21 protein-coding genes are annotated in these 22697 nt (G+C 63.3%); 9 read left to right on the top strand and 12 right to left on the bottom strand.

What is annotated here, in order from left to right; all coding sequences use genetic code 11:
• The first annotated feature begins 5 nt into the window (after positions 1-5).
• Positions 6-296 carry a hypothetical protein gene (locus CQ12_RS36135; protein ID WP_057840019.1) on the top strand — a complete coding sequence of 97 codons (291 nt, stop codon included), beginning with the start codon at positions 6-8 and terminating at the stop codon, positions 294-296.
• Between the two features lie 79 nt (positions 297-375).
• On the opposite strand, the gene CQ12_RS36130 is transcribed toward CQ12_RS36135, so the two are convergent.
• Positions 376-2130: an extracellular catalytic domain type 1 short-chain-length polyhydroxyalkanoate depolymerase gene (locus CQ12_RS36130; RefSeq protein ID WP_083519624.1), complete on the bottom strand. Its 1755-nt coding sequence runs from the start codon at positions 2128-2130 to the stop codon at positions 376-378.
• Between the two features lie 517 nt (positions 2131-2647).
• On the opposite strand from CQ12_RS36130, the gene CQ12_RS36125 reads away from it, so the two are divergent.
• Positions 2648-4231 carry an N-acyl-D-amino-acid deacylase family protein gene (locus CQ12_RS36125; protein ID WP_198164348.1) on the top strand — a complete coding sequence of 528 codons (1584 nt, stop codon included), beginning with the start codon at positions 2648-2650 and terminating at the stop codon, positions 4229-4231.
• A 28-nt stretch (positions 4232-4259) separates the two neighbouring features.
• Here CQ12_RS36125 and CQ12_RS36120 read toward each other — a convergent pair whose 3' ends face one another.
• Entirely contained in the window at positions 4260-4799 is a 540-nt protein-coding gene (locus CQ12_RS36120) for an RBBP9/YdeN family alpha/beta hydrolase (protein ID WP_057840017.1), read from the bottom strand.
• 108 nt (positions 4800-4907) lie between these two features.
• On the opposite strand from CQ12_RS36120, the gene CQ12_RS36115 reads away from it, so the two are divergent.
• Complete coding sequence (locus CQ12_RS36115; RefSeq protein WP_057840064.1) at positions 4908-5381, top strand: Lrp/AsnC family transcriptional regulator; 474 nt, start codon at positions 4908-4910, stop codon at positions 5379-5381.
• A gap of 605 nt (positions 5382-5986) precedes the next feature.
• A complete protein-coding gene (locus CQ12_RS36105; RefSeq protein WP_057840015.1) occupies positions 5987-6472 on the top strand; it encodes a VOC family protein in 486 nt (161 codons plus the stop codon).
• A gap of 129 nt (positions 6473-6601) precedes the next feature.
• Here CQ12_RS36105 and CQ12_RS36100 read toward each other — a convergent pair whose 3' ends face one another.
• From CQ12_RS36100 to lptF, 7 genes are all read right to left on the bottom strand, one after another.
• Entirely contained in the window at positions 6602-7660 is a 1059-nt protein-coding gene (locus CQ12_RS36100) for an alcohol dehydrogenase (protein WP_057840014.1), read from the bottom strand.
• A gap of 24 nt (positions 7661-7684) precedes the next feature.
• Entirely contained in the window at positions 7685-8539 is an 855-nt protein-coding gene (gene rsmA / locus CQ12_RS36095) for a 16S rRNA (adenine(1518)-N(6)/adenine(1519)-N(6))-dimethyltransferase RsmA (RefSeq protein ID WP_057840013.1), read from the bottom strand.
• The gene (pdxA, locus tag CQ12_RS36090; RefSeq protein WP_057840012.1) at positions 8536-9540 is read right to left on the bottom strand and encodes a 4-hydroxythreonine-4-phosphate dehydrogenase PdxA; all 1005 of its coding nucleotides are present in this window, start codon (positions 9538-9540) and stop codon (positions 8536-8538) included. Before pdxA ends, rsmA begins: the two co-directional genes overlap by 4 nt.
• A gap of 3 nt (positions 9541-9543) precedes the next feature.
• Positions 9544-10485: a peptidylprolyl isomerase family protein gene (locus tag CQ12_RS36085; RefSeq protein ID WP_083519623.1), complete on the bottom strand. Its 942-nt coding sequence runs from the start codon at positions 10483-10485 to the stop codon at positions 9544-9546.
• A 74-nt stretch (positions 10486-10559) separates the two neighbouring features.
• Complete coding sequence (locus CQ12_RS36080) at positions 10560-12956, bottom strand: LPS-assembly protein LptD (RefSeq protein WP_198164347.1); 2397 nt, start codon at positions 12954-12956, stop codon at positions 10560-10562.
• Positions 12957-13054: 98 nt separating this feature from the next.
• Complete coding sequence (gene lptG / locus CQ12_RS36075) at positions 13055-14188, bottom strand: LPS export ABC transporter permease LptG (RefSeq protein WP_057840011.1); 1134 nt, start codon at positions 14186-14188, stop codon at positions 13055-13057.
• Positions 14185-15354 (bottom strand): LPS export ABC transporter permease LptF, encoded by a 1170-nt coding sequence (gene lptF, locus CQ12_RS36070; protein WP_057840010.1) that lies wholly within the window; start codon positions 15352-15354, stop codon positions 14185-14187. The genes lptG and lptF overlap by 4 nt, the downstream gene beginning before the upstream one ends.
• A 347-nt stretch (positions 15355-15701) precedes the next feature.
• On the opposite strand from lptF, the gene CQ12_RS36065 reads away from it, so the two are divergent.
• From CQ12_RS36065 to CQ12_RS36055, 3 genes are all read left to right on the top strand, one after another.
• Entirely contained in the window at positions 15702-17204 is a 1503-nt protein-coding gene (locus CQ12_RS36065; RefSeq protein WP_057840009.1) for a leucyl aminopeptidase, read from the top strand.
• Between the two features lie 15 nt (positions 17205-17219).
• Entirely contained in the window at positions 17220-17672 is a 453-nt protein-coding gene (locus CQ12_RS36060; RefSeq protein ID WP_057840008.1) for a DNA polymerase III subunit chi, read from the top strand.
• A gap of 136 nt (positions 17673-17808) precedes the next feature.
• Entirely contained in the window at positions 17809-18324 is a 516-nt protein-coding gene (locus CQ12_RS36055) for a hypothetical protein (RefSeq protein ID WP_057840007.1), read from the top strand.
• Positions 18325-18344: 20 nt separating this feature from the next.
• Here the strand turns inward: CQ12_RS36055 and CQ12_RS36050 are convergent, their stop codons facing one another.
• From CQ12_RS36050 to CQ12_RS36045, 3 genes are all read right to left on the bottom strand, one after another.
• The gene (locus CQ12_RS36050) at positions 18345-20207 is read right to left on the bottom strand and encodes an ABC-F family ATP-binding cassette domain-containing protein (protein WP_057840006.1); all 1863 of its coding nucleotides are present in this window, start codon (positions 20205-20207) and stop codon (positions 18345-18347) included.
• Positions 20208-20335: 128 nt separating this feature from the next.
• Entirely contained in the window at positions 20336-20509 is a 174-nt protein-coding gene (locus CQ12_RS45415; RefSeq protein WP_198164346.1) for a hypothetical protein, read from the bottom strand.
• A gap of 203 nt (positions 20510-20712) precedes the next feature.
• Positions 20713-20961, bottom strand: coding sequence for a hypothetical protein (locus tag CQ12_RS36045; protein WP_057840005.1), 249 nt, complete (start codon positions 20959-20961; stop codon positions 20713-20715).
• Positions 20962-21284: 323 nt separating this feature from the next.
• Here CQ12_RS36045 and ndk point away from each other — a divergent pair, with 323 nt between their 5' ends.
• Positions 21285-21707, top strand: a complete 423-nt coding sequence (gene ndk / locus CQ12_RS36040) for a nucleoside-diphosphate kinase (protein ID WP_057840004.1) — start codon at positions 21285-21287, stop codon at positions 21705-21707.
• A 58-nt stretch (positions 21708-21765) separates the two neighbouring features.
• Positions 21766-22605 (top strand): TerC family protein, encoded by an 840-nt coding sequence (locus CQ12_RS36035; RefSeq protein ID WP_057840003.1) that lies wholly within the window; start codon positions 21766-21768, stop codon positions 22603-22605.
• Positions 22606-22697: the final 92 nt, after the last annotated feature.

Genomic DNA, 22697 nt, shown 5'->3' with positions numbered 1-22697 from the left:
GAACGATGATGCAGCCAGCCGTTGAGCGCCTTGTTCAAATCGGCCCATTGCCTAGCTCAAGTGTTGCCGCTGCGCCGGGGTTGCAGGAGGTGGAGGCGTTGCTCGCCAAAGTTCAAACACCGATTACTGATGATGAGGCAAGAGCTTTGGTGCGGCTGTTTGGACCAGATGATTGTTTCGGGCTTGCCTGGTCGCTGCTTCACCTAATCGAGACTTCACCCGGATGGCCAATTGAGGATGCTCTTCATGGCCTGCACGGCGAATGGATTGACAGGCTGAGAGAGCGCGCAGCGTAGTTCTTGCAAATGGGATACAGATGCTCTGCGCACCTGCAGAGGAAATCATTCCGGGTCCAGCACTGTCACCGTAATTTCCTCACGGTATGCTCTCCGGCCGCACATACCAGTCCTTGGAGGTCGCCTTCCTGTGCATCGGGAAGGGATTGAACTGGTTGGCGAGGAAGATCTCGGAAAATCCCTGATCGCATGAGCCGAAGCCAATACTCGCGCACGGCGCCGAGTAGACCCGTAGCCTGCCGGCACCCATGTGGGCCTGCCAGTTGGCGGTCACGGCCTGCAGATTGCTCACGGTCACGTCGGGGCCCGAGCTGACCGGGCTGGTTGCGCCGGCGCGGTCCGTGGCCTGGGCGCGGGTCGCGTAGGTGCCTCCCGGCAAGCCGCATTCCCCGTATTTGAACTTGTCCTGGCTCACGGCTGCGGGTTTTCGCGGTCGCGTGCCCAGCTCGACGCCGACATTGGCGAGCTGTCCCTCGGGATCGGATGCCGAGCCCGTCACCGTGATGCAGTCGCCGCTGACCGAGGCGCTGCTGATCGTGACGCTGGGTGGGGCATTCGGCGGGGGCGATCCGAGCGTGATCGGGTTGCCTGATATGTTCGTGCTGGCGCCGTCGTTGTCTTTCGCGGTCGCGACCGGCACGTAGATGGCATCCATCGGCAGGTTGTCGAACGTCACGGTCCAGTTGCTGGTGCCGGACGCAGCTTTCGCCGGTTGAGGAAAGCGGCCATCGAGCCGCACCGTCACGCTCGCAACCGAGCCCGCGGCGGCGGACGCCGTCCCGTTCACGCTGATCGAATTTCCGGTGGCCTGAGCCGCGCTGATCGAGATCGACGGGGGCGGGGCCTCGCGGAACGGATGCGCCTTGAAGAAAGCCCACTGCAACTCGCTGGCGCTCGGCCCGGTCGGATCGGCGAATTGTCCGCTGTTGTCGCCGACCCAATAGTGCGTACCGGTGCCGATGAAATCGCCACGCTTGCCTTCGTAAAAGACGGTCTCGACCACGGAGCGCTGCGGGCTGCCATACCTCGTCTGGGTGCAGGGCACGCCTTCGGCCGTACAATCCAGTGTCGCAGTCGGAGAGGGGCTCAGTTCGTAACGGCGGATCCAGGAATCCCGTATGTTCTCGGAGGCCAGTTTATTGACGACGCAGTCGTTGCGCGAATGAATGGCAATGATCGGAACGGGACGCTGCTCCTCGGGCTGCTGCTGCTCCGCTTTCATCGCGGCCACATTGGTGGAGACCGGCTTGAAACTCCCGGGATTGGCGCAGACGAAACCCACCGCGGAGGAAGTCTCCGCGTAGGGCAAGCCTTCGACCGAGCCGGCCGCGGCAAAATAGTCGCTGTGCGCGACGGCGAGCGCCACCGCCATTCCGGCGCCGGAGGACAGGCCGGTCACATAGCGCCTGATAGGATCGATCTTCAATTCGGCCTCGATCTCGAGCGCGATCTGGTGCAGGTCCTCGACCTCGCCGGCACCCTTGTGGATGTGCTGGTCGAGAAAGAAGCCCCAGCAATTCGTCTCGCGCATGCCGTCATACGAGGTGATGAAGGGGTAAATCGCGATGAAGTTGTCGCGCTCCGCCAGATCCTTGAAGCGCGTCTCGTTGATCATGTTGGCCTCGGTCTGGCGGCAGCCGTGCAGGATCATCACCAGCGGCACCGCATCCTGTCCCGTGTAGCTGGACGGCACGAAGACCTGATAGTGGCGGTCGCGCGAACCTGCGTAGGATTTGGCCGTGAACACTTTTTGCCGCAACTCGCCGGCAGAGGCAGCTCCGCTGAGCAGACAGCACAGAACAAGCGTCAGCAATCGGCACAGGATGGGAGACATTGGATCCTCCGGTCTTCAACGACACCGGTCATGCGACTCCGACTTGACGCCCGATCAAGGTTTCGGCGTCGCCAGATCGGTCAGCCATTGGCAGCAGCAACACTCGCACTGCGGCGATGGCGGTCGTGTGATCCAAACCACAGGTTCAAACCATCTTTCTTTGCGAAGAGGCAGTGGAACAAAGGCAAGCTGAGAGGCGACGGAAACGCCGCGCCCAGCGGACAGCGATGCTGCGGCAAGCCATCGATGATGGCTGGGGCCTTTTTTCGCTCCGATGGAATCGCAGTTACGGCACGGTGACAGTGCACTCAGTTGAGTATTAAGTGCACTGTCACCGTAATGCAGACCTCGCATCCAATGCGAATTTTGCATTGGATGATGCAGATGATGCGAATTAATCTGCGAAGCGACATCCACGACCAGTTCTCAAAGCGTGCTGGAGATGCGGGCCGAGGTCGACGCCTGTCGAACCGCGGCGCTTTTCCGACACGCCTGTCCCCACGCCGGAGATTTCAGAGTGAAGTGCATCCCCGTCCTGCTGGCCGCAGTGTCCTTCGGCCTCATCGCAAATAACGCAGCATCTGCCGCAGAGACAGCCGATATCGTCATCAGCGGCGGGACGATCTACATCGGTGGAGACGAGGCGCCGTTCGTAGGCGATATTGCGGTAACCGAAGACAGGATCGTCTATGTCGGGCCCCATGCCGGCGCGCCGACCGCGAAAGCGAGCATCGACGCACAGGGCATGATTGTCGCGCCCGGGTTCATCGACGTTCACACCCATCCGGAGAGCTATCTCCGCTCTAGCGATCCGGCCAAACGCCTGAACGCGCCGTGGCAGATGCAGGGTGTTTCAACCACATTCATCGGCGTCGACGGGCGGGGGGTGCCCGAGGTGGCCGCCGATCAGGCACAGCTCGAAGCGCAGAAGATTGGTACCAACGTCGTCAGCTATGTCGGTTTCGGCGCCGTTCGTGAGGCGGTGCTGGGCAAGGATGCCCGTGCGCCCACGCCTTCCGAGCTGGAGCGCATGAAGAAGCTTGTCGCCAAGGGGATGTGCGATGGCGCCATCGGCCTTTCCGCCGGGCTGTTCTATGCACCGCAGAGTTTTGCGAAGACAGACGAGGTGGTTGCGCTGGCAAAAGAGGCCGCCCGGCGTGGCGGCGTCTACGACACCCACCAGCGCGACGAGAGCTCTTACTCCATTGGTCTCATGAACTCGGTGAGGGAGGTGCTGCAGATCGGCCGTGAGGCCGAAATTCCCGTGCACTTTGCGCACCTCAAGGCGCTCGGCATCGATCTGCAAGGCAAAACGCCGGAAGTGATCCGCCTGATCGAAGAAGCACGATCAACCGGCCAGAAGGTGACGGCCGACCAATATCCATGGCTGGCGTCCAGCACCAGCCTCGACGCCGCGCTGGTGCCGCGCTGGGCGGTCGATGGCGGCTATCCGGCCATGATCCAGCGCTTCGACGAGCCGGCGGCGATGGCGAAAATTCGCGCTGAGATGATCGAGAATTTGCGCCGCCGTGGTGGCGCGGATTCGATCCTGCTGACCAGCGTGGACCGGCCATGGACCGGCAAGCGGCTGTCGGAAATGGCTGAAGAATGGAAGATCGAGCCGGTCGACGCCGCCGTCCGGATTCTCCGCGCCAATCCCCGCGATTCGATCGCCTCGTTCAACATGATCGACAGCGACGTCGACCTGGTCATGAAGCAGCCCTGGGTCGTCACCGGTTCTGACGGCACCGATGGTCATCCCCGCCAGTACGCGACCTTTCCGCGGAAATACGCCGTCTATGTGCAGGAGCGGCATGTCATCGACCTGAAGACGTTCATCCGTCAATCGACCGGCCTCTCGGCCGACATCTTCAAGCTCGATCGGCGCGGCTACCTGCGGCCCGGCTATTTCGCGGATGTCGTGGTGTTCGATCCCGCGCGCTACGCGCCGAAGGCGGACTATGTGCGCCCGCGCGAATTGAGCGTCGGCGTGCACACACTGCTGATCAATGGCGCGCCGTCCATTCGGGACGGCAAGTTGACCGCCGTCGCCGCCGGCCGGGCGCTCAAGCACACACCGACGCCCGGGACGTGTCCTTAAGGAGTTTGACTGAAAAAGCGGCCCACATTCAATCCGCGACTCCCGCCGCAAATGCCGCGAACAATGCTTTCCCCTGCGGCCAGTCCTCAAGCCCGCTTGTCTCGTTGATGTGGCCAAGCTCTCCCACTTCCACGATGCCGCTGCCCCATCGGCTCGCTCTTCCTCGCGCATAGTCGATCGTGCCGTAGGGATCGTTTGCGCTCGCGATGACGAGCGAGGGGAAGCGGAGTTTGGTTGCTGGCGGATTGGCGAAAGCGGCGGCCTCGACGGGAAAGGTTGGCGCTTGCGGATTCGGAACGGCAACGAGGAATGCGCCCGCAACCGTTGCCGTCGAAACCTGCTGCCAGTGCGCAACCAGAAGACACGCCAGGCTGTGAGCGACGAGCAGCGGCGGCTTTGCCGCCGCACCTACGGCGCGATCCAGCGCACCGATCCAGTCCTTGAGATCGGGCCGGTCCCAATCGGCGGGCTGGAAGCGGCGGCAGCGCGGGTCGCTCGTTTCCCATCGGGTTTGCCAGTGCTTCTCGCCCGATCCGCCAATTCCCGGCAGGATGATGAAGTCGGTCATGTCAGCTCCGTCGTTGTTGCAACGGCGCGAAACTGCCGGCTTCCGCTATCGCCTGGAATGGGCAATCATCGGAAAAGACGTCCTCCTGCCGATGGATTCAAGGTCTTCATGTCCCGAGAAAGTTTTGCCCCCGCACTGGACCCGACCGATATCGCGATCATCGAAGCGATGCAGGAGGACGGGCGCATCGCGATTTCAGAGCTTGGCCGCAAAATCGGGCTGTCGCAGCCCGCGACTTCTGAAAGGGTCAAGCGGCTGGAGGAGCGCGGGATCATCACCGGCTATGCCGCGAAGATCAATCCGGCCGCGCTCGGCTTGCGGATGATGGCCGTCATCCGCCTGCGCACGACGCACGAGCATATCCAGTCCTGCCTGAAGCAGTTTGCGAAAATGCCTCATGTCATGGAGGTGCTGCGGCTGACCGGCGAGGATTGCTTCATCCTCAAGGTGTTCGTGCCGTCGCCGCAGGAGCTTGAAACGATCGTCGATACGGTTGCTCGGCACGGCGCGGTGACGACGTCGCTGGTGTTGCGCAGCGAGGAGCCGAAGCCGATCGGACGGGCGTTGATCCAGCGAGCGTAGCCCGGATGAGCGAAGCGACATCCGGGGCACTTTCGTCCAGCGGTCCCGCATATCGCTTGCGCTCATGCGGGCTACTTGCTGAGACGGCCTTACGGCGGGTCCCCCGGCGCCCTCGTGTATCGCTCCGGAAACTCCGTCGGGCCGGCCACTTTCCTGAACACAAGCGCGCTGTCCCGAATGTCATAGATGCAGCCGGCAGCTCTCTTGCTGGTTCCGAACAGTCCCGTGGATATCGTAGGGGCAGCGATCACAACGACCCTTCCTTTGGCAACCCACTGTGAAAGGGGGCTCGCAAAAGAGCCCTCGGAAAACGGTCCTACGATCTTGATAGATGGATATTCCTTCGCAATGTTGGCGGCGCACTCCTTGGCAAAGTGAGGCGGAATCCGATTCTTCGGCGTATTGGTCGTTTGGGAGATACCGGGACTGGCCAGACTTCCTGTCAGCACGGCTGATAGAGCCATGCAAAAAAGCTTCCTGCGCACAAAATCCTCGCTTGCTTGGTCGATCAAATCAACGACAACCTTAGCTCACATCGACACGGCTGCCTATCCTAACGGAAGAGGGATGAGCGTTATTGTGGAGTGCAACCGAAAGGACTTGCGATGGCCAAGAACACGGCAAAGAACACGATCTGTCTCTGGTACGACAAGGACGCCGAGGCTGCGGCCCGCTTCTACGCCGAGACCTTCCCTGACAGCGCCGTGCACGCCGTGCATCGCGCACCGAGCGACTATCCGTCCGGCAAGGCGGGGGATGTGCTGACGGTCGATTTCACGGTCGCCGGCGTCCCTTGCCTCGGCCTCAATGGCGGTCCCATGTTCAGACATAACGAAGCCTTCTCGTTCCAGATCGCCACCGACGATCAGGAGGAGACCGACCGCTACTGGAACGCCATCGTCGGCAATGGCGGGCAGGAAAGCGCGTGCGGCTGGTGCAAGGACAAATGGGGCGTTTCCTGGCAAATCACGCCGCGCGTGCTGACCGAGGCGCTGGCGGTCGGCGGCGCCGAGGCCAAGCGCGCATTCGATGCGATGATGGAGATGAGGAGGATCGACGTCGCCGCGATCACTGCGGCGCGGCGCGGCTGAAGTTGCGCTTGCGGGCTTACGTCATCAGCAAGAAAGACGTGGATGGCCGGGACATAGGCAAGCGAAAGCGACGCCGTCCTTCGGACGGCTATGCTCGGCCATGACGAGAGTTGGTGGCTGCGCGCCGCCTCAGTTCTTCAGCACGATGCGCCCGACCACCTTGCCGGCGCGCAGTTCGTCGATCCACTTCTGGACGTCGGCCATCGGCTCTTCCTTCATCGGCGTCGGCTTGATCTTGCCGGCGCGGGCGAGCGCCATCAGTTCCTTGGCCTCAGCCAGCGTGCCGACCATGAAGCCTTCGATGGTCATGCGCTTGTAGACCCATTGCACCATCGGCAGGCTGAAATTTCCGCCCATCAGGCCGGACACCACGACCTTGCCGCCGCGCGCGACGGTCGCGACCGCAAACGCCATCGATTTCTCGTTGCCGGCGAAATCGACGACGCCGTCAAAGCCGCCCTCGGTTTCCTTCAGGATGCGCCTGATGATTTCGGGCTCGGCAGGATCGTAGGCGACTGCCGCGCCGTTCTTGAGCGCGGTCTCGCGTGCGGCCGGTGAGAGATCGGCGACGGTGATGTTCTGCTTGAACATCGCTTGCGCGAACGACAGCCCCATCATGCCGACGCCGCCGAGGCCGATCAGGAGGAGATTGCGCTGGCGTGGGCGGTCGACCAGCCGCTTCAGCGCGCCATAGGCCGTGACGCCCGAGCACATCAGCGTCGCCGCCTGGTTGACCGGCAGCGGATCGTAGTCGAGCAGGTACTTTGCGTCGGGCACCAGCACGTGTGTGGCAAAGCCGCCGTCGATGGAGACGCCGAGAAAGCGCTGCTTGACGCAGAGATTTTCATCGCCCGCGGCGCAGTCGCGGCACTGGCCGCAGCCGATCCAGGGGAAGACCGCCTGCTTCTTGCCGATCAGCTCCTTCGGCGCATCGGGGCCGACCTCATCGACGACGCCGGCGATCTCGTGGCCGAGCGTGAACGGCAGCGTCATGCCGCGCGTGGTGTCGAGCCGCTTGCCGCCGCCCAAATCAGCATAGCCGTCCTGGATGTGCAGATCGGAATGGCAGAGCCCGCAGCGCTCGATGCGGACGAGGACTTCGCGCCCCTGTGGTTTCGGCGTGTCGATGATGGTTTCGCACAACGGCGCATCGAACTTGACGAGGGATTGACGGACCATTCGCGCCATGGCGTTCACTCCTTATACGGCGTTTTATTTTGTGTTTCGTATATCGGCCAATTCACGGGCCATGGCAACAAAGCCGGAAACCGGAATGGTTTCGGCGCGCCGCGTCGGATCGATCTGCGCGGCCGCGGCGAGCCTGGCCGGGTCGACCGACAGCGATTTGAGGCTCTGCCGCAGCATTTTCCGGCGCTGGCCGAAGGCTGCCGCCGCCACCTGTTCGAGCATGCGGCGGTCGCAGGGTTCTGGCGCCGCGCGCGGCACCAAGCGCACCACCGAGGAGGTCACCTTCGGCTGCGGCACGAAGGCGGCGGGCGAAATGTCGAACAGGATCTTGGTCTCGCTGCGCCAGTTGGCGAGCACGGCGAGCCGGCCATAGGCTTCGTCGTTCTCTTTGGCGACGATGCGCTCGGCGACCTCGCGCTGAAACATCAAGACCATCATGTCGTACCAGGGCGGCCATGGCTCGATCGAGAGCCAGTCCACCAAAAGTGCAGTCGCGATGTTGTAGGGCAGGTTGGCGACGATCTTTGCGCGTTCGCCACCGAGCATCGGGCGCGGATCGAAGGCTTGCGCGTCGGCGTGCACGATCTCGAGCCGGCCGGGATAGCGTTTGGCGATGTAGTCGAGCGGCGCCAGCGCGCGCTCGTCGCGTTCGACCGCGATGACGCGTTTGGCGCCGAGCGCGAGCAGCGCACGCGTCAGCCCGCCCGGGCCGGGGCCGACCTCGATGACAACAGCGCCTTCGAGGGGACCAGCGGCGCGCGCGATCCGCGCGGTGAGGTTGAGGTCGAGCAGAAAATTCTGCCCGAGCGATTTGCGGGCCGAGAGGGAATGTTCGCGGATGACCTCGCGCAGCGGCGGCAGATCGTCGATCGCGCTCATTGAGGCTTGGTCGCCGCCATGCGCGCGGCGAGCCGCAGCGCTGCGGCGAGACTGGACGGATTGGCCTTGCCGGTGCCGGCGATGTCGAAAGCGGTGCCGTGGTCCGGTGATGTCCGGATGAACGGCAGTCCCAGCGTGACGTTGACGGCGTCCTCGAACGCAATTGTCTTGATCGGGATCAGCGCCTGGTCGTGATACATGCAGATGGCGCAGTCGTAGCTCTTGCGCGCCGCGGCGTGGAACATGGTGTCCGCGGGCAGGGGCCCGCGCGCGTCGATGCCTTCCTGGCGCAGGATGTCGACGGCGGGAGCGACAACGTCGATGTCCTCGCGGCCGAGCGAGCCGTCTTCGCCGGCGTGCGGGTTGAGGCCCGATAGCGCCAAGCGTGGAGAGCCAAGGCCGAAATGGGCTTTCAGATCCGCGACCGCAATCCGGGCAGTCGCCACGATCAGCTCTGTCGAAAGCTGGGCCAGCGCCTCGCGCAGCGAAAGATGGATGGTGACGGGAACGACGGCGAGCGCCGGCGACCACAGCATCATCACCGGCTGCGGCAGCTTCCCGCCATCGGCGGCCAGCTCGGCGAGAAACTCGGTGTGGCCGGGATGGCGGAAGCCGGCGCGGTACAGCACGCTCTTGGCGATCGGGTTGGTGACGACGGCGCCGGCGCGACCTTGCCGGACATGGTCGACAGCCTGGCGAATGGAGGCGAGCGCCGCGTTCGCGCTGCTGTCGTCGGGTTGTCCGGGCTGCGCGGTTGCGGTTTCGCCGGTCGCGACCACGGGGAGGGCGCTCGCAAATGTCGCGCCCGCTTCCTCGGGGGAGGCATCGGCGAGTTCGACGGTTAGTCCCAGGATCTTCGCACGCTCCGCGAAGAAGGCGCGGTCGCCGAGTAGATAGAACGGCGGCAGGTCGAGCTCGCCGCGCCGCCGCCACGCTTCAAGGGCGATGTCGGGGCCGATGCCCGCGGGCTCGCCGGATGTCAGCGCGAGAGGCTTTGCCATGAATCAACGACATTCGATCATTGCGGCCTTGCGCAGGTCGTTCAGATAGGATTTCGACTTCGCCTCGTATTTCTGGGCGTACATCTTTTCCCGGATCTCCCGCTTCTTCGGCGTGTCGACCTTGGTCGGCTTCCGTTCGCACAGCGCCACCATTTCCACGCCCTGCTTGGTAATTTCGGGCGGGGTCAGGCGGCCGACCGGCGTCTTGTCCAGGAGCTCGCGCAAGGGGCCCGGAATGTCGGCCGAGGTCTTGGTGATGATGTCGCGGATCGCGGCGTTCTGCATCGACTTGAAGTAGGAGTTGGCCTGCTCGCAGGACTGCACGCGCTCGCGCAGCGATTCCGCTTCCTTGCGCCGCTGATCGATCGCGCCTTGCGCCGAGCCGCGCGGCACGATCAGCACGATCGGCTGCAGCTTGTATTCGAACGCGTCCACCTGGGTGGACTCGCCGCCTTGCTCGGCGGCAGCGTTCACGTCCTTTTCGCCGACTTGCAGGCTCTCCTTGAAGCGGCCGCGCACCAGGCTGCCCCAGACCATCTCGGCCTTGAGGCGGGCCTTGAGCGTTTCCGGCCGGACGCCCTGGCTCTCCAGCGATTTGGTCAGCTGATCGGGCGTCAGGCGCATCCGCTGGCTCATGCCCGCATAGGCCTGATCGAGGTCGCTCCCGGAAGGGTCGACGCCGAACCGCTTGGCTTCCTTGATCTTGACCTTGTCGCTGATCAGCTCGTCGATCACTTCCTGCCGCGGCATCTGCTTGCGCGTGGTCAGGAAGTTGAGCTTGGTGCGCTGCTCGATATCAAGGCTGGTGATGGGCTCACCGTTGATCATGCAGGCCACCTGCTGCGCGGGCAATGGCGAAATGCCCCCTGCCAGCATGGCGAGCGCGATGGCACAACCGGCGGTCAGGGACCGAAGCCGGCGATGGAAAAGCATCATGGTCGTCATGTGATCATTCAGCCGTATCAACCAATCGTACCGCGTTGTGTGGGGTACTGTCCGGCAAGGGTTAGGGCCTCACGCTACTGGATGCCGTTGCTGCCGGACGTCGTGGACGAATTCGCAATGGTCCGCAGGCCAATCTGCAGCATGAAGGCGTGATTGAGCACCGGCGGCGTCGTCCCGGCCTGGTAGGTATAGGACGTGACATAGTTGGCGGCCAGCACGAAGCAATCGTCCACATAACCGGCGCCGATGATGTACTGGTTCAGCTTGTTGGCTTCCAGATCCCAGCGCGCGCCGCCTGACACCACCCAGTTCGACGCCAGCTTGATCGACGCGGTGCCGAGCAGGCCTTCGCGCCGGGTCAGATAGCCGAGCTCCGGCTGGGCGGCATAGTTGCCGTACAGCATGCTGACCGACCAGCGGTCGAACGAGGCGCGCCCTTCGGCTTCGAAGCGATTGACGTTCCAGGTCGCCTCATCCATGCGCGAGCGCACGCTGAACGTATAGGTTCGGTTCGGCGAATAATTGACGCGGGCGACGTAGTCGGACCGGGTGGTCTGCAGGCCGGAATCGAGGCCGGTGTTAGTCGCATCCCGCACCGCATACGAATTCAGGCCGAACAACTGGTAGGATTGTCCGAACAGCACATTGACGCTGCCGCCGCGATCGAATTGCGTGGTCGACTGAACGCCGACATTGGCGCGGCCGCCGCCTTCGATACGGTCGTAGCCGGAGAATTTGTCGACCGAGAACAGGTTGGAGGCGTCGAACACCATGCTCTGCGCGTCTTCGTTCGGCAGGCGGCCGGCGTAGGTCTCGTTCGGACGTGCGATGACCTGCGCGATCGGCTCGATCGTGGTCGTGCCCCACGGCTGAACGTTGATGAAGGGGTAGCGATACTCAAGGCCGACCGCCGGCATCAGGCGGACCGCCTCGGTGTCGCCGACCGGAAGGAAGTTCGAAACGCCGGGCTGGTTCGAGATCGAGGCGCTGACGGCGTCGGCGCGCATGATCGCAAACGGCGTCCAGATCTGGCCGATCGGATCGGTGTACGAGCGGCGCCACTGAGCCTGGGCGGTGAGCCGCGTATAGGTGCCGGGCATGCCGCGCAGCACGCATTGCGAGGGGGTGCGGGCGAGCGGGTCGGCCGATGCGTTCAGGCACAGGCCAGCGGTGTTGGCCAGCGTCGTGATCGGGTCGAAGGCCGCGGTGGTGCGCGACAGGCTGGTGAAGTTCGTTAAGTAGCTGACCTCACCACCGAGGATCGGGTGGTTGATGACGTTGTTGTAGTCGATCACCGGATGGATCACCGGCACCTTGTCCTGGCTGCCGGAGTAGGAGAGGTAATAGATCGTGCGCGCATCGAAGAAGCTGCGGCTGCCAACGCCGGTCAGATAGAGCTGCGAGATCGCCTCCGTCGGCAGGCTCAGGAACGAGCCCAGCGGATCCTTGTACTGGGCCAGCCGGTAGTCCGAGAAGAAGTAGTAGTCGGACAGCAGGACGCCGTCCCAACCCCACACCCATTTGTCGTTGAGCGCGAACTGGCCCTTGGTGTCGACGCCGCCGCGGAACTGGCGGTCGCCGGGCTGGCCGGTGAACGCACTCTGGTCGAGCTGGTCGATACCGTAGGCGCGGATCTGATACGAGCCGTTGATCAGGCGCTGGCGGAATTCGCCCTGGAACAGCACGCCCTGCCGCGTCGTGAAGCGCGGATTGAAGGTGGCGTCGTAATCCGGCGCGATCGCCCAGTAGAACGGAGTTTCGACCGCATAGCCGTAGGTTGAGTTGTTGCTGTAGGCCGGCATCAGGAAGCCGGTCTTGCGCTTCACGGTCGGATCGGGCGTCGAGAAATACGGCAGATAAGCCATCGGCACGCCGAAGAACTCGAGCTGCGCGTTCTCGAAGTACAGCATCTTGTCGGTCTGGTCGTGGATGATGCGCGCACCCTTGACCTGCCACAGCGGCGGCTTCTTCGGATTGTCCTTACACGGCGCGCAGGCGGTATAGACGCCGTTTTCGAACACGGTGTAATTGCCGGCCGAGCGGTCGGCGCGCGTCGCCGCCATCCGCGTGGCGTCTGCGGTATCGACGCGCAGCGAATCGACGAACCCATCACGGTAGTCGTCGCTCAGGTCCATGATGTTGGCGTAGGTGACTTTGCCTTCCGCGTCCGTCAGGCGAATGTTGCCTTCCGCATGCAGCCGCTTGGTCTTCTGGTCATAGATGACCTTGTCGGCCTCCACGCTGGTGCCGTTGTAGAACATCTGCACGTTGCCGACCGCCGACACGCGCTGGTTGTTGTAGTCGTAGTCCACCTCGACCGCTTGCACGAGCATCCGGCCGTCATTGTTCACCGGCCGCGGCGGCGGCTTGGGCGGGCGTGGATTGTAGGTGAAGCTTTGCGCGTGAGCCGGCACCGTCAGGGCAAGCTCAAGCGAACCCGCAAACGCCAATCCGGCGAGCAGGGCAAACATAGGTACGCCAACGGCGGCCAAACGGGCTCGATAGCGGCGCACGGTTGTGCTCCGCCTGAACGCAGGCGACCTCAACTGGCGGGCGGCGACAACGGCCACTACCCGTCCTCCTGGTACAGCAAGGCTAAGAAACCGGTGAGGCCACCCACACATACGGGCAACCACGCCGCAGCGATGGGATGCATCAACTCAGCCTTGCTCAAATCCTCAGTAACTTTCGATAGAACATAGAGCAGAAAGCCTGCGCCCACGCCACTTAAAACCATCTTCTGCACGCCGCCCATCCGGAAGAAGCGGAGGCTCACAGAAGCGGCCAACATCACCATTGCAGCCAGCAAAAATGGCTGTGCGATGAGCTTATGGTACTGCAGACGGTAGCCAGCGGTCGCGAAGCCCGAGCTTTCGGAAGAGCGGATATAGCCGGGCAGTTGCCAAAAGGACACGGTTTCGGGGGTGGAGAAACTGTTGCGGACCTGGGCCGGAGTTAGCGTGGTGGTGAGGTAAAAGTTCTCCTGATCAACCGGAGGTTTATCAAGGGAGTATCTGCGTACCGATTTGAAGGCCCAGCGCCCTTCCTCAAGGGTGGCTTCCCGCGCCTCGATTCGCTCCTCGAACTGGAGCTTGGAGTCATTTGGTCGTCGATCGTCATTGCCTTGGCTCCAGCGGAATCGGAACACGGTAAGTCCGGTCAGCCGGACGCCCTGCTGCTCGCTGCGGGCCGCATTGATGATCGACTGGCCGTCGCTGTTGATCTGGTTCAACCAGAAACCGGATGCATCCTGGATGCCGCCGCCGGGCGCCGAGCCGAACAGTTCGGCCTCCATCCGCTTGGACAATTCGCGCAGGTTCGCCGACATCGGATTGTAGGCGACGGTTGCGAGGGTGCCGAGGATGATCGAGCTTGCCAGCGCGGGCGAGACGAACTGCCAGGCGGAGACGCCCGCGGCGCGGGCGACCACCAGCTCGAGCCGTCGCGACAGCGCCAGATAGCAGGTCATGGCGCCGATCAGGACGCAGAACGGCATCAGCTTTTCGAGCAGTTGCGGCACGCGGTACAACGAGGTCTGCGCCACCGTGATCGCGGATGCCGACGCGAGCCCGGAGGTCTTGCGGACCATCTCGATGTAGTCGACCAGCACCAGCAGCACGAAAATGCTCGCAAACACGCCCACCGCCGAGACCAGGAAGCGGCCGGCAAAATATCGCCCGAGCGTGTTTGTCATCATGCTCATGCGGTGGCCGGCCGTCCAAAGAGCCGCGCAAGACGTGCGTTCGACCTGTTGATGGCCTCCATCAGCGCGGCCGGCGGCTCCACCACGACGCCACCCACGATCATCCACATCCCGACGGCGATGGCCGCGAACAGCATCGAGTACTGGACCAGCGCCATGATCGGCGTCTTCACGGCCATGACCGAGCAGGCAAATCCCGCCATGCGCAGGCCGAACACCGCCAGGATGGACCCGCCGATCGAAAAATTGCGGCTCTGCCGCGTCGTGCGCGGGGTGCCGAGGAAGGCAAAAGTCAGGACGGCGAAGGCGAACGGATAGACCGGGGCAAGTATGCGGTCATGCAGCTCGGCGCGAAACTGCCCGGAGAGTTGCTTGAAAACCGGATCGTCCTCCGAAGGCGAAACCAGCTCCCAGAGATAGCGTTCGCGAATTCCGAGCGCGACGTCGCGGCCGCGATTGGAGAATTTCGACATGTCGAAGGCGTAGCGGCCAAAGGCCACCAGCGCCGGATCGCGCTTGCCCGCCTCGAAACGCTCGAGGTTGCCGTCCTCCAGCACCAGATAGGAACCGTTTTCGTTTTTCAGCACCGTGCCGTGGTCGGCAATGATGGTGACGCGCTCCTTGGGATCGCGGCGGTCGTCGACGAAGATGCCGGCGAGCACGCCGCCGGGCTGCCGTTCCCGAATGCGAATCGTCAGGTTCTGGTCGAGCTGGGCGAAACGTCCGGGCTGCAGGATGTTGGTCAGCACGTCGGCTGTAATCTCGGCGTCCCATTGCTTGATCCGGCGGAGGCCGTCGGGAGCGAGATAGGCACCGATGAACGTGACCAGCAGCGCCACCACGCACGTGGCGAAGAAAAACGGGCGGAACAGCCGGTACGGCGAAAAACCGGCGGCGTTCATCACGATGATTTCGGAATCGGTGGCGAGCTTGTTCAGTGTATGCGAGATCGCAATCATCAGTGCGATCGGTGCGATGATCAAAACCAGCGCCGGAATCACCAGGCTGGTGATGCCGAGAAAGGTGATGATGGTCTGGCCCTGGCTCGTCATCAGGTCGATGCCGCGCAACGCCTGCGTAATCCAGATCACGCCGGTGAGGCTGACCAGGACCAGCGCAAACGACGCAAGCGTCGTGCGAAAAATGTACCTGTCGATCGACCCCATCGTTACCGCACGATCCCACCTTGTGCGCCCAGAGGGCAGCTTCCGACCAACCCCTTTGTCGAGGGTTCCCCTTTGGTCGAGCCGCCTTTACTCAGCCGTCTCATTCTCACTACCATCCCTTTGATCCGTCAACAAAATGGCCGGGCCGTGGCACCCCCTCGGTATGGTTAATAAATACCATCATGTGGCGTTCGGGTCACGGCAGTGCTTGGCAGCGCGGCAGCTTGCAGGCCATAGTGGCGAAAACATCAGGTCCGGAGCGATTTGGACCGTTACCGAGAGAACAATTCCATAAATCCGGGCCGATTCCGGACCCAAGACAGCCCTTAAATTCTGGAGGATTACCCATGTCCGACGCCGTCAAGGTCGGCTTTGTCGCCTTTTCCACAGCCCCCCGCGGCGTTCTTGTGGTGTTTTGCGACGACGCATTGAAGTTCGGCGAGGCGACGCGGAAGGCGCTGGGGAAGGCATCCGATACCGTCAAACGGGCGGCGGCGGCCAACCAGTTCAAGGGCAAGAGCGGCTCGACGCTCGATATCCCGGCGCCGGAGGGAATCAAGGCGGACCGCCTGATCGTCGTCGGCGTCGGCAAGGCGGCCGATATCAAGGAGAAGGATTTTCTCAAATTTGGCGGGGTGACGGCGGGCAAACTCAACGCCGCCAGCGAAGCGGTCACCGTGATCGCCGAACTGCCTGAGGGGGCGATGCAGGCCGATTCTGCCGCCGCGATCGCGTCCGGCCTCCGGCTGCGCGCGTACAAGTTCGATCGTTACAAGACCAAGAAGAAGGACGGTGAGAACGGCGAGCTGCGCGCCGACGTTTCGATTGCAGTCGAGGATGTCGCGGCTGCGCGGAAGGCGTTCAGCCCCGCGTCCCATGTCGTGGACGGCGTGATCATCGCGCGCGAACTCGTCAACGAGCCGCCGAACGTACTGTATCCCGTGGAATTCGCGCGCCGTGCGAGCCAGCTCAAGAAGCTCGGCGTCGATGTCGAGGTGCTCGACGTCAAGGAGATGAAGAAGCTCGGCATGGGCGCCTTGCTCGGCGTCGCGCAGGGCTCGACCCAGCCCGGTCGCACCGTGGTCATGCGCTGGAACGGCGGCAAGAAAGGCGATCAGCCGGTGGCTTTCGTCGGCAAGGGCGTTTGCTTCGATACCGGCGGAATCTCCATCAAGGGCGCCGCCAGCATGGAAGACATGAAGGGCGATATGGGTGGCGCGGCCTGCGTGGTCGGGTTGATGCATGCGCTGGCCGCGCGCAAGGCGAAGGTCAACGCGATCGGCGCCATTGGCCTGGTCGAGAACATGCCCGACGGCAACGCTCAGCGCCCCGGCGATATCGTCACCTCGATGTCGGGGCAGACCATCGAGATCATCAACACCGACGCCGAAGGCCGGCTCGTGCTGGCCGACGTGCTCTGGTACGTGGCAAAGAAGTTCAAGCCCAAATTCATGGTCGATCTGGCCACGCTCACCGGCGCGATCATGGTCGCGCTCGGAACCGAATATGCCGGCATGTTTTCCAACAACGACGAGCTGGCCGACAGGCTGAGCAAGATCGGAACCGAAACCGGCGAACGCGTCTGGCGCATGCCGCTCGGTCCCGAATACGACAAGCAGATCGATTCGCAGTTTGCCGACATGAAGAACACCGGCGGCCGCCACGGCGGTTCGATCACCGCGGCGCAATTCCTGCAGCGGTTCGTCGATGGCACGCCGTGGGCGCATCTCGACGTCGCGGGAACCGCGATGGGCGCACCGAAAACCGACATCAACCACTCCTGGGGATCCGGCTACGGCGTTCGCCTGCTGGACCGGCTGGTCGCGGAATATTACGAAGCCACGAAGTAATTCGGTCGCAGCCGCATGACGGAAGTCCTGTTCTATCATTTGCAGGGCATGTCGCTCGAAAGCGTATTGCCGCCGCTGTTGGAGAAATCGCTCGAGCGCGGCTGGCGCGTGGTCGTGCAGTCGACTTCGCCCGAACGCACCGAGGCGCTCGACGCTCACTTGTGGACCTACAGCGACGATTCGTTCCTGCCGCACGCCACATGGCGTGCCGGCGATGCGCAGGACCAGCCGATCATCCTCTCGATCGAGGACGGCAATCCCAACCAGGCCAATGTCAGGTTCCTGATCGACAATGCGGCGTTGCCGACCGATTGCGACAGCTACGAACGGGTGGTGCTGGTGTTCAACGGCGACGATGCCGATGCACTGACCGCGGCGCGCGGCGCCTGGGCCGATTGCAAGGCGAGGGGTTTCGAGGTGACGTATTGGCAGGCCGATGAACGGGGCCGCTGGCAACGGCGGCAATAGCGAATCCATAGGAATTAATGATAATCTGCGGTTTCTGCGCCGGACCTTGCAGGCAGCCATGGTCGTGCCGCAAAGTGATGGTCCGACAAGCTGTTACAGTTGAAAGCGGGAGCGTGGGTTTAGCGTGCGACGCGGAATGATCGATCGAAAACCACTGCTGACGTTGTTGCTGCTCGGGCCTGCGCTGGCGGGTTGTGCGGGCGGAGCAGATCTGCTGTCGAAGGATGCGGACTGGTTTTCGCGCTCAGGACGCGTGTTCATTCGCAACGTGTCGATCGAAACGCCGCCGCTCACGCCGACCAAGTCCGTCATGCCCGATGAACTCGTCGCGGCCGATGGCGGCTGTCCAGGCATGGCAGCGCCGGGCACAGATGCCACCGCGCTGGCCGCCGGCAGCCCGCCGCCCTCGACAACGGGAACGGTGGCGCTCGGTCATACCGAATGCGACGTCGTGCGCGGCATCGGTGCGCCCGACAATGTCAGCCTTTCCAACAACCCGCGCGGCGATCGCGTCGCGGTCGTCACCTATTCGCGCGGTCAGCGCGCCGGCCTCTACACCTTTACCGCAGGGCGCCTGACCTCGATCGAGCGCGCACCGGAGTCGGCGGCACCGGCCAAGGGCGCCAGGCCGAAGAGGAAGCCGGCGGCGTAGCTCGCCGGCGTCGACTGGTTTCAACCTGCCGCTTCGTCGAATTCTGAACTGGCTTCCAGCCAATCTTCCTCGGCGCGCCGCAGCGCGCTTTCGGCGCCGGCGCGGGCCTTGCTTAGTTGAGCGGCCTGCTTGGGATCGCGCGTAAAGATATCCGGCAAGGCAAGCGCGATGTCGATCTTGGCGATGATGCCGTTGATGCGCTCGATTTCGGCCTCGGCTTCGGCGATGCGCTGCTTCAGCGGCGTTCGTCTCTCGTTTCTGACGCGCTCGGGCTTTGCGGTCTCTTTGGGGCGTTCGCGCGAACCGTTGCGCGGCTCGCCGATCGACAACACCAGTCGTCTGTAATCGTCGAGGTCACCGTCGTAGCTCGTCACGGTCTGATTGGCGACGACCCACAATTGATCAGCGCAGGCCTCGATCAGATAGCGGTCGTGCGAGACCATGATGACGGCGCCGGGAAAGTCGTTGATCGCTTCCGCCAGCGCCGCGCGGCTGTCGATGTCGAGATGGTTGGTCGGCTCGTCGAGGATGATCATGTTCGGGGCGAAGAAGGTGGCGAGCCCGAGCAGCAGCCGCGCCTTCTCGCCGCCCGACAGGCTCTTGACCAGGGTGTCGCCGGCCTTGCCGGAAAACCCGATCGCGCCGGTGCGGCCGCGGATCTTGGTTTCGGGCGCGTCCGCCATCAGCCTGCGGACGTGATCGTAGGGCGAGGCATCGAGGTTGAGTTCGTCGACCTGATGCTGCGCGAAATAACCGACCGAGAGTTTGTCCGCGCGTGTGACCCGACCGGAGAAAGGCTGCAGCTTGTTCGCCAGCAGCTTGACCAGCGTCGACTTGCCATTGCCGTTGGAGCCGAGCAGGGCGATGCGGTCGTCGGTGTCGACGCGCAGCGTCACGCGATTGAGTACCGGTTTCTTCGGATCGTAACCGACCGAGACGTCATCGACGGCGATGATCGGCGGCGACAGCATTTTCTCCGGCGTCGGGAAGGTGATTTCGCGCACGTCCTGGGTCACCAGCGCCGTGACCGGCTTCATCCGTTCCAGCATCTTCACGCGGGACTGTGCCTGACGCGCTTTGGAAGCCTTTGCCTTGAAGCGGTCGACGAAGGCCTGCAACCGCTTGCGCTCGTCGGCCTGGCGCTTGGCATGCTTGGCGTCCAGCATTTCACGCATGGCGCGCTGTTCCTCGAACGAGGAATAGGTTCCCTTGTAGAGCGTCAGCTTGCCGCGATCGAGGTGCAGGATCCGGTCGACCGACGTGTCGAGCAGGTCGCGGTCATGGCTGATGACGATGACGGTGCGTGGATAGTTCGCCAGATGGTCTTCCAGCCACAGCGTGCCTTCGAGGTCGAGATAGTTGGTCGGCTCGTCCAGCAGCAACAGATCGGGCGCCGAAAACAGTGTTGCCGCGAGCGCCACCCGCATGCGCCAGCCGCCGGAGAATTCCGAACACGGCCGGCCCTGGTCCGCGGCGGAAAATCCGAGGCCGCTCAGGATCGCCGCGGCGCGCGCCGGCGCCGAGTGCGCGTCGATGTCCACCAGCCGGGTCTGGATTTCGGCGATCCGGTGCGGATCATCGGCGGTTTCGGCTTCACGCAACAGCGCGTCGCGCTCCAGGTCGGCCTTCAGCACGACATTGATGAGGCTCTCGGGGCCATCCGGTGCTTCCTGTGCCAGACTGCCGATGCGCCAGCGCGGCGGTAGCGTAATGCTGCCGGACTCGGTTGGGAGATCGCCGCGGATCGCGTGAAACAGCGTCGATTTGCCGACGCCGTTGCGCCCGACGAAGCCGACGCGGGCGCCGGGCACGATCTGCACCGTGCTGTCGTCGATCAACAGACGCCCGGCGATCCGGATCGAAATATCTGACATGGAAAGCATGCCGGGTTGTCACCGGAGCCGGCGCCAAACGCAACCCGATTATTGTATTGGCAAAATCTATCGGAGTATCGGCAAAGCCTATCGACACATCTGAAAAGTCTATCGACAGATCAGACGTTCAGCACGGCTCAATGCAGCTCGTTCTCGCGGCGATACAATTCGTCGACGAGTTCTCGCAAACGTGGCGGCAATTCGGTTTCGGTACGCATGTTTTGCTGTAGCCGTTCGCCGATGGCGTCACAGATCGACACGCAGGTCTTGTGATCGATTTGCTCGAAATCGTTATTGATTCGGGTATCCATGGGCGGCCTCTGACGAGTTCCACCTCGCAGTGCTCGCAAGGCTTGAGTTGTATTTGATGGATCAAGTCGCAGCGGCGAAATTAGTTTCCGTGCAGGGCGCCATGCGTTCGCGTGCAAGTAGGCGGCAGGCGACACTTCGGTTCCGCACAAAAAAAGCCCCGGCGCGGCGGCCGGGGCGTCAGTCTGGGGGAGCTCAAATCAGGTCAGTAGCAGCGGTTCACGAGCCGCCAGCGCGGGCCCCAGGGGGTTGGAACCAGGCGCCGCACGTAGCAGCCGCCATAACCGCCGGCGTAATAGGCCGGGCCACCGATGAAGACGCGGGGGCCACCCCAACCGTGATGGTGATGCCAGCCGCCATGGTGCCAGCCGCCGGCCGAGGCCGCTGTCGGCGCCAGCGCGGCCGCACCCAGCGATGCCGCGGCCGCTGCAACCAGCGAGAGTTTGCGTAACATGATCGTCTCCTCAAAGTTTCGGCGCCACTTGGCACCATCAGTGAGATCGGGTCCCAGGACGCCCGGGGCCGGCGGATTCGCATGCCCTGCGTTCGATCGTCGGTAAGTCTACGGCCGCGAAGCTGAATGGAGGCGCCACGGCCGCTTCAGACAGGGTTCACCTCGATGAAATTGCGGTAATTTCCGCCGTAACGGGGCGAAGTGCCGCACGAAAAGGCGCCCAAAAGGGGTGGCGGGCGCGTCAACGGTCGCTTGCCGTCGTGAGGTGGCGCCGATATAAGCCCCGCAACTCACCCAACCAGCGTTTTGTAAGGACGTAAGCAATGGCGATTGAACGCACTTTCTCGATCATCAAACCGGACGCGACGGCGCGCAATCTGACCGGCGCGGTCAACGCGCTGATCGAGAAGGCCGGCTTGCGGATCGTGGCCCAGAAGCGGATTCGCATGAGCCGCGACCAGGCGGAAACCTTCTACGCCGTTCACAAGGCGCGTCCGTTCTTCGGCGAACTGGTCGAGTTCATGACCTCGGGCCCGGTCGTGGTGCAGGTGCTGGAAGGCGAGGGCGCCATCGCCAAATACCGCGACGTGATGGGCGCCACCGATCCGTCGAAGGCGGCGGACGGCACGATCCGCAAGGTGCATGCGAAATCGATCGGCGAAAATTCGGTGCACGGTTCGGACGCGCCGGAGACGGCCGCGATCGAAATCGCGCAGTTCTTTTCCGGCAACGAAATCGTCGGTTAATTTTATCGGACAGCGGCCATAGCCGCGAGCAACGGCTGAAGGCCGAGGGGGAAACGCTGTGAACTGGCTGTGGCAAATCTTCGATCCTGCTGTTATCTCGGCATTCTTCACCCAGTTCAATGCCGAGATGCAGACGCCGGCCTTCTGGGTTGCGCTCGGCAAGATCATGTGGATCAACATCCTGCTGTCGGGCGACAACGCGCTCGTCATCGCGATGGCGTGCCGCAGCCTGCCGCCGCGCCAGAAGTTCTGGGGCATGATCCTCGGCGCCGGCGTCGCCGTCTTCTTGCGCATCATCTTCACCGGCATCGTCGTGACGCTGATGGGGCTGCCGTTCCTCAAGCTGGTCGGCGGTCTGGCGCTGCTCTTCATCGCGGCGAAACTGCTGGTGCCTGAACATGAAGGCGAGGGCGATGTAGACGCGGCTTCGCATTTGTGGGCGGCCGTGCAGATCGTGGCGATCGCCGATATCGTGATGAGCCTCGACAACGTCATCGCAGTCGCCGCGGCCGCCAATGGCAGCATTCCGCTGCTGGTCATCGGACTTGCCATCAGCGTTCCCCTGATCGTCGCAGGTGCTGCGCTGATCATGGCGCTGCTCACGCGCCTGCCCGCTCTGGTATGGGCCGGCGCAGCCTTGCTTGGCTGGATCGCCGGCGAGGTGATGGCGACCGACCCTGTCGTCCAGCCGTCGCTGCACGCGTTCTTCAACGGCCCGGTCGGCGTCGGACTCGACGGCGTGCTGAAATCGATAGGCATCGGGCCGCAGTTCGCCAATGGCGGACATGGCGGCGAGGTGATCCTCGGACTCCTCGGCATCGCCGTGGTGCTGCTGGTGGGATCGATCTGGCGAAAGCGCAAGCTGCAGGGCGCGGCCGAGCATTCTGCCGCGGCGTAACGCAACCCATTAGAGGGGGCGGGCGCTCAGTGCACCCGCCCGCTCATATATGCCCGGCGTGCCGGCAGCGGGCTGCCGATTGCCTTTGCCGC

Origin of the sequence: Bradyrhizobium jicamae (genome assembly GCF_001440395.1) — a bacterium.
Lineage (GTDB): Bacteria > Pseudomonadota > Alphaproteobacteria > Rhizobiales > Xanthobacteraceae > Bradyrhizobium > Bradyrhizobium jicamae.
This window is presented reverse-complemented; position numbering and strand designations above follow the sequence as displayed.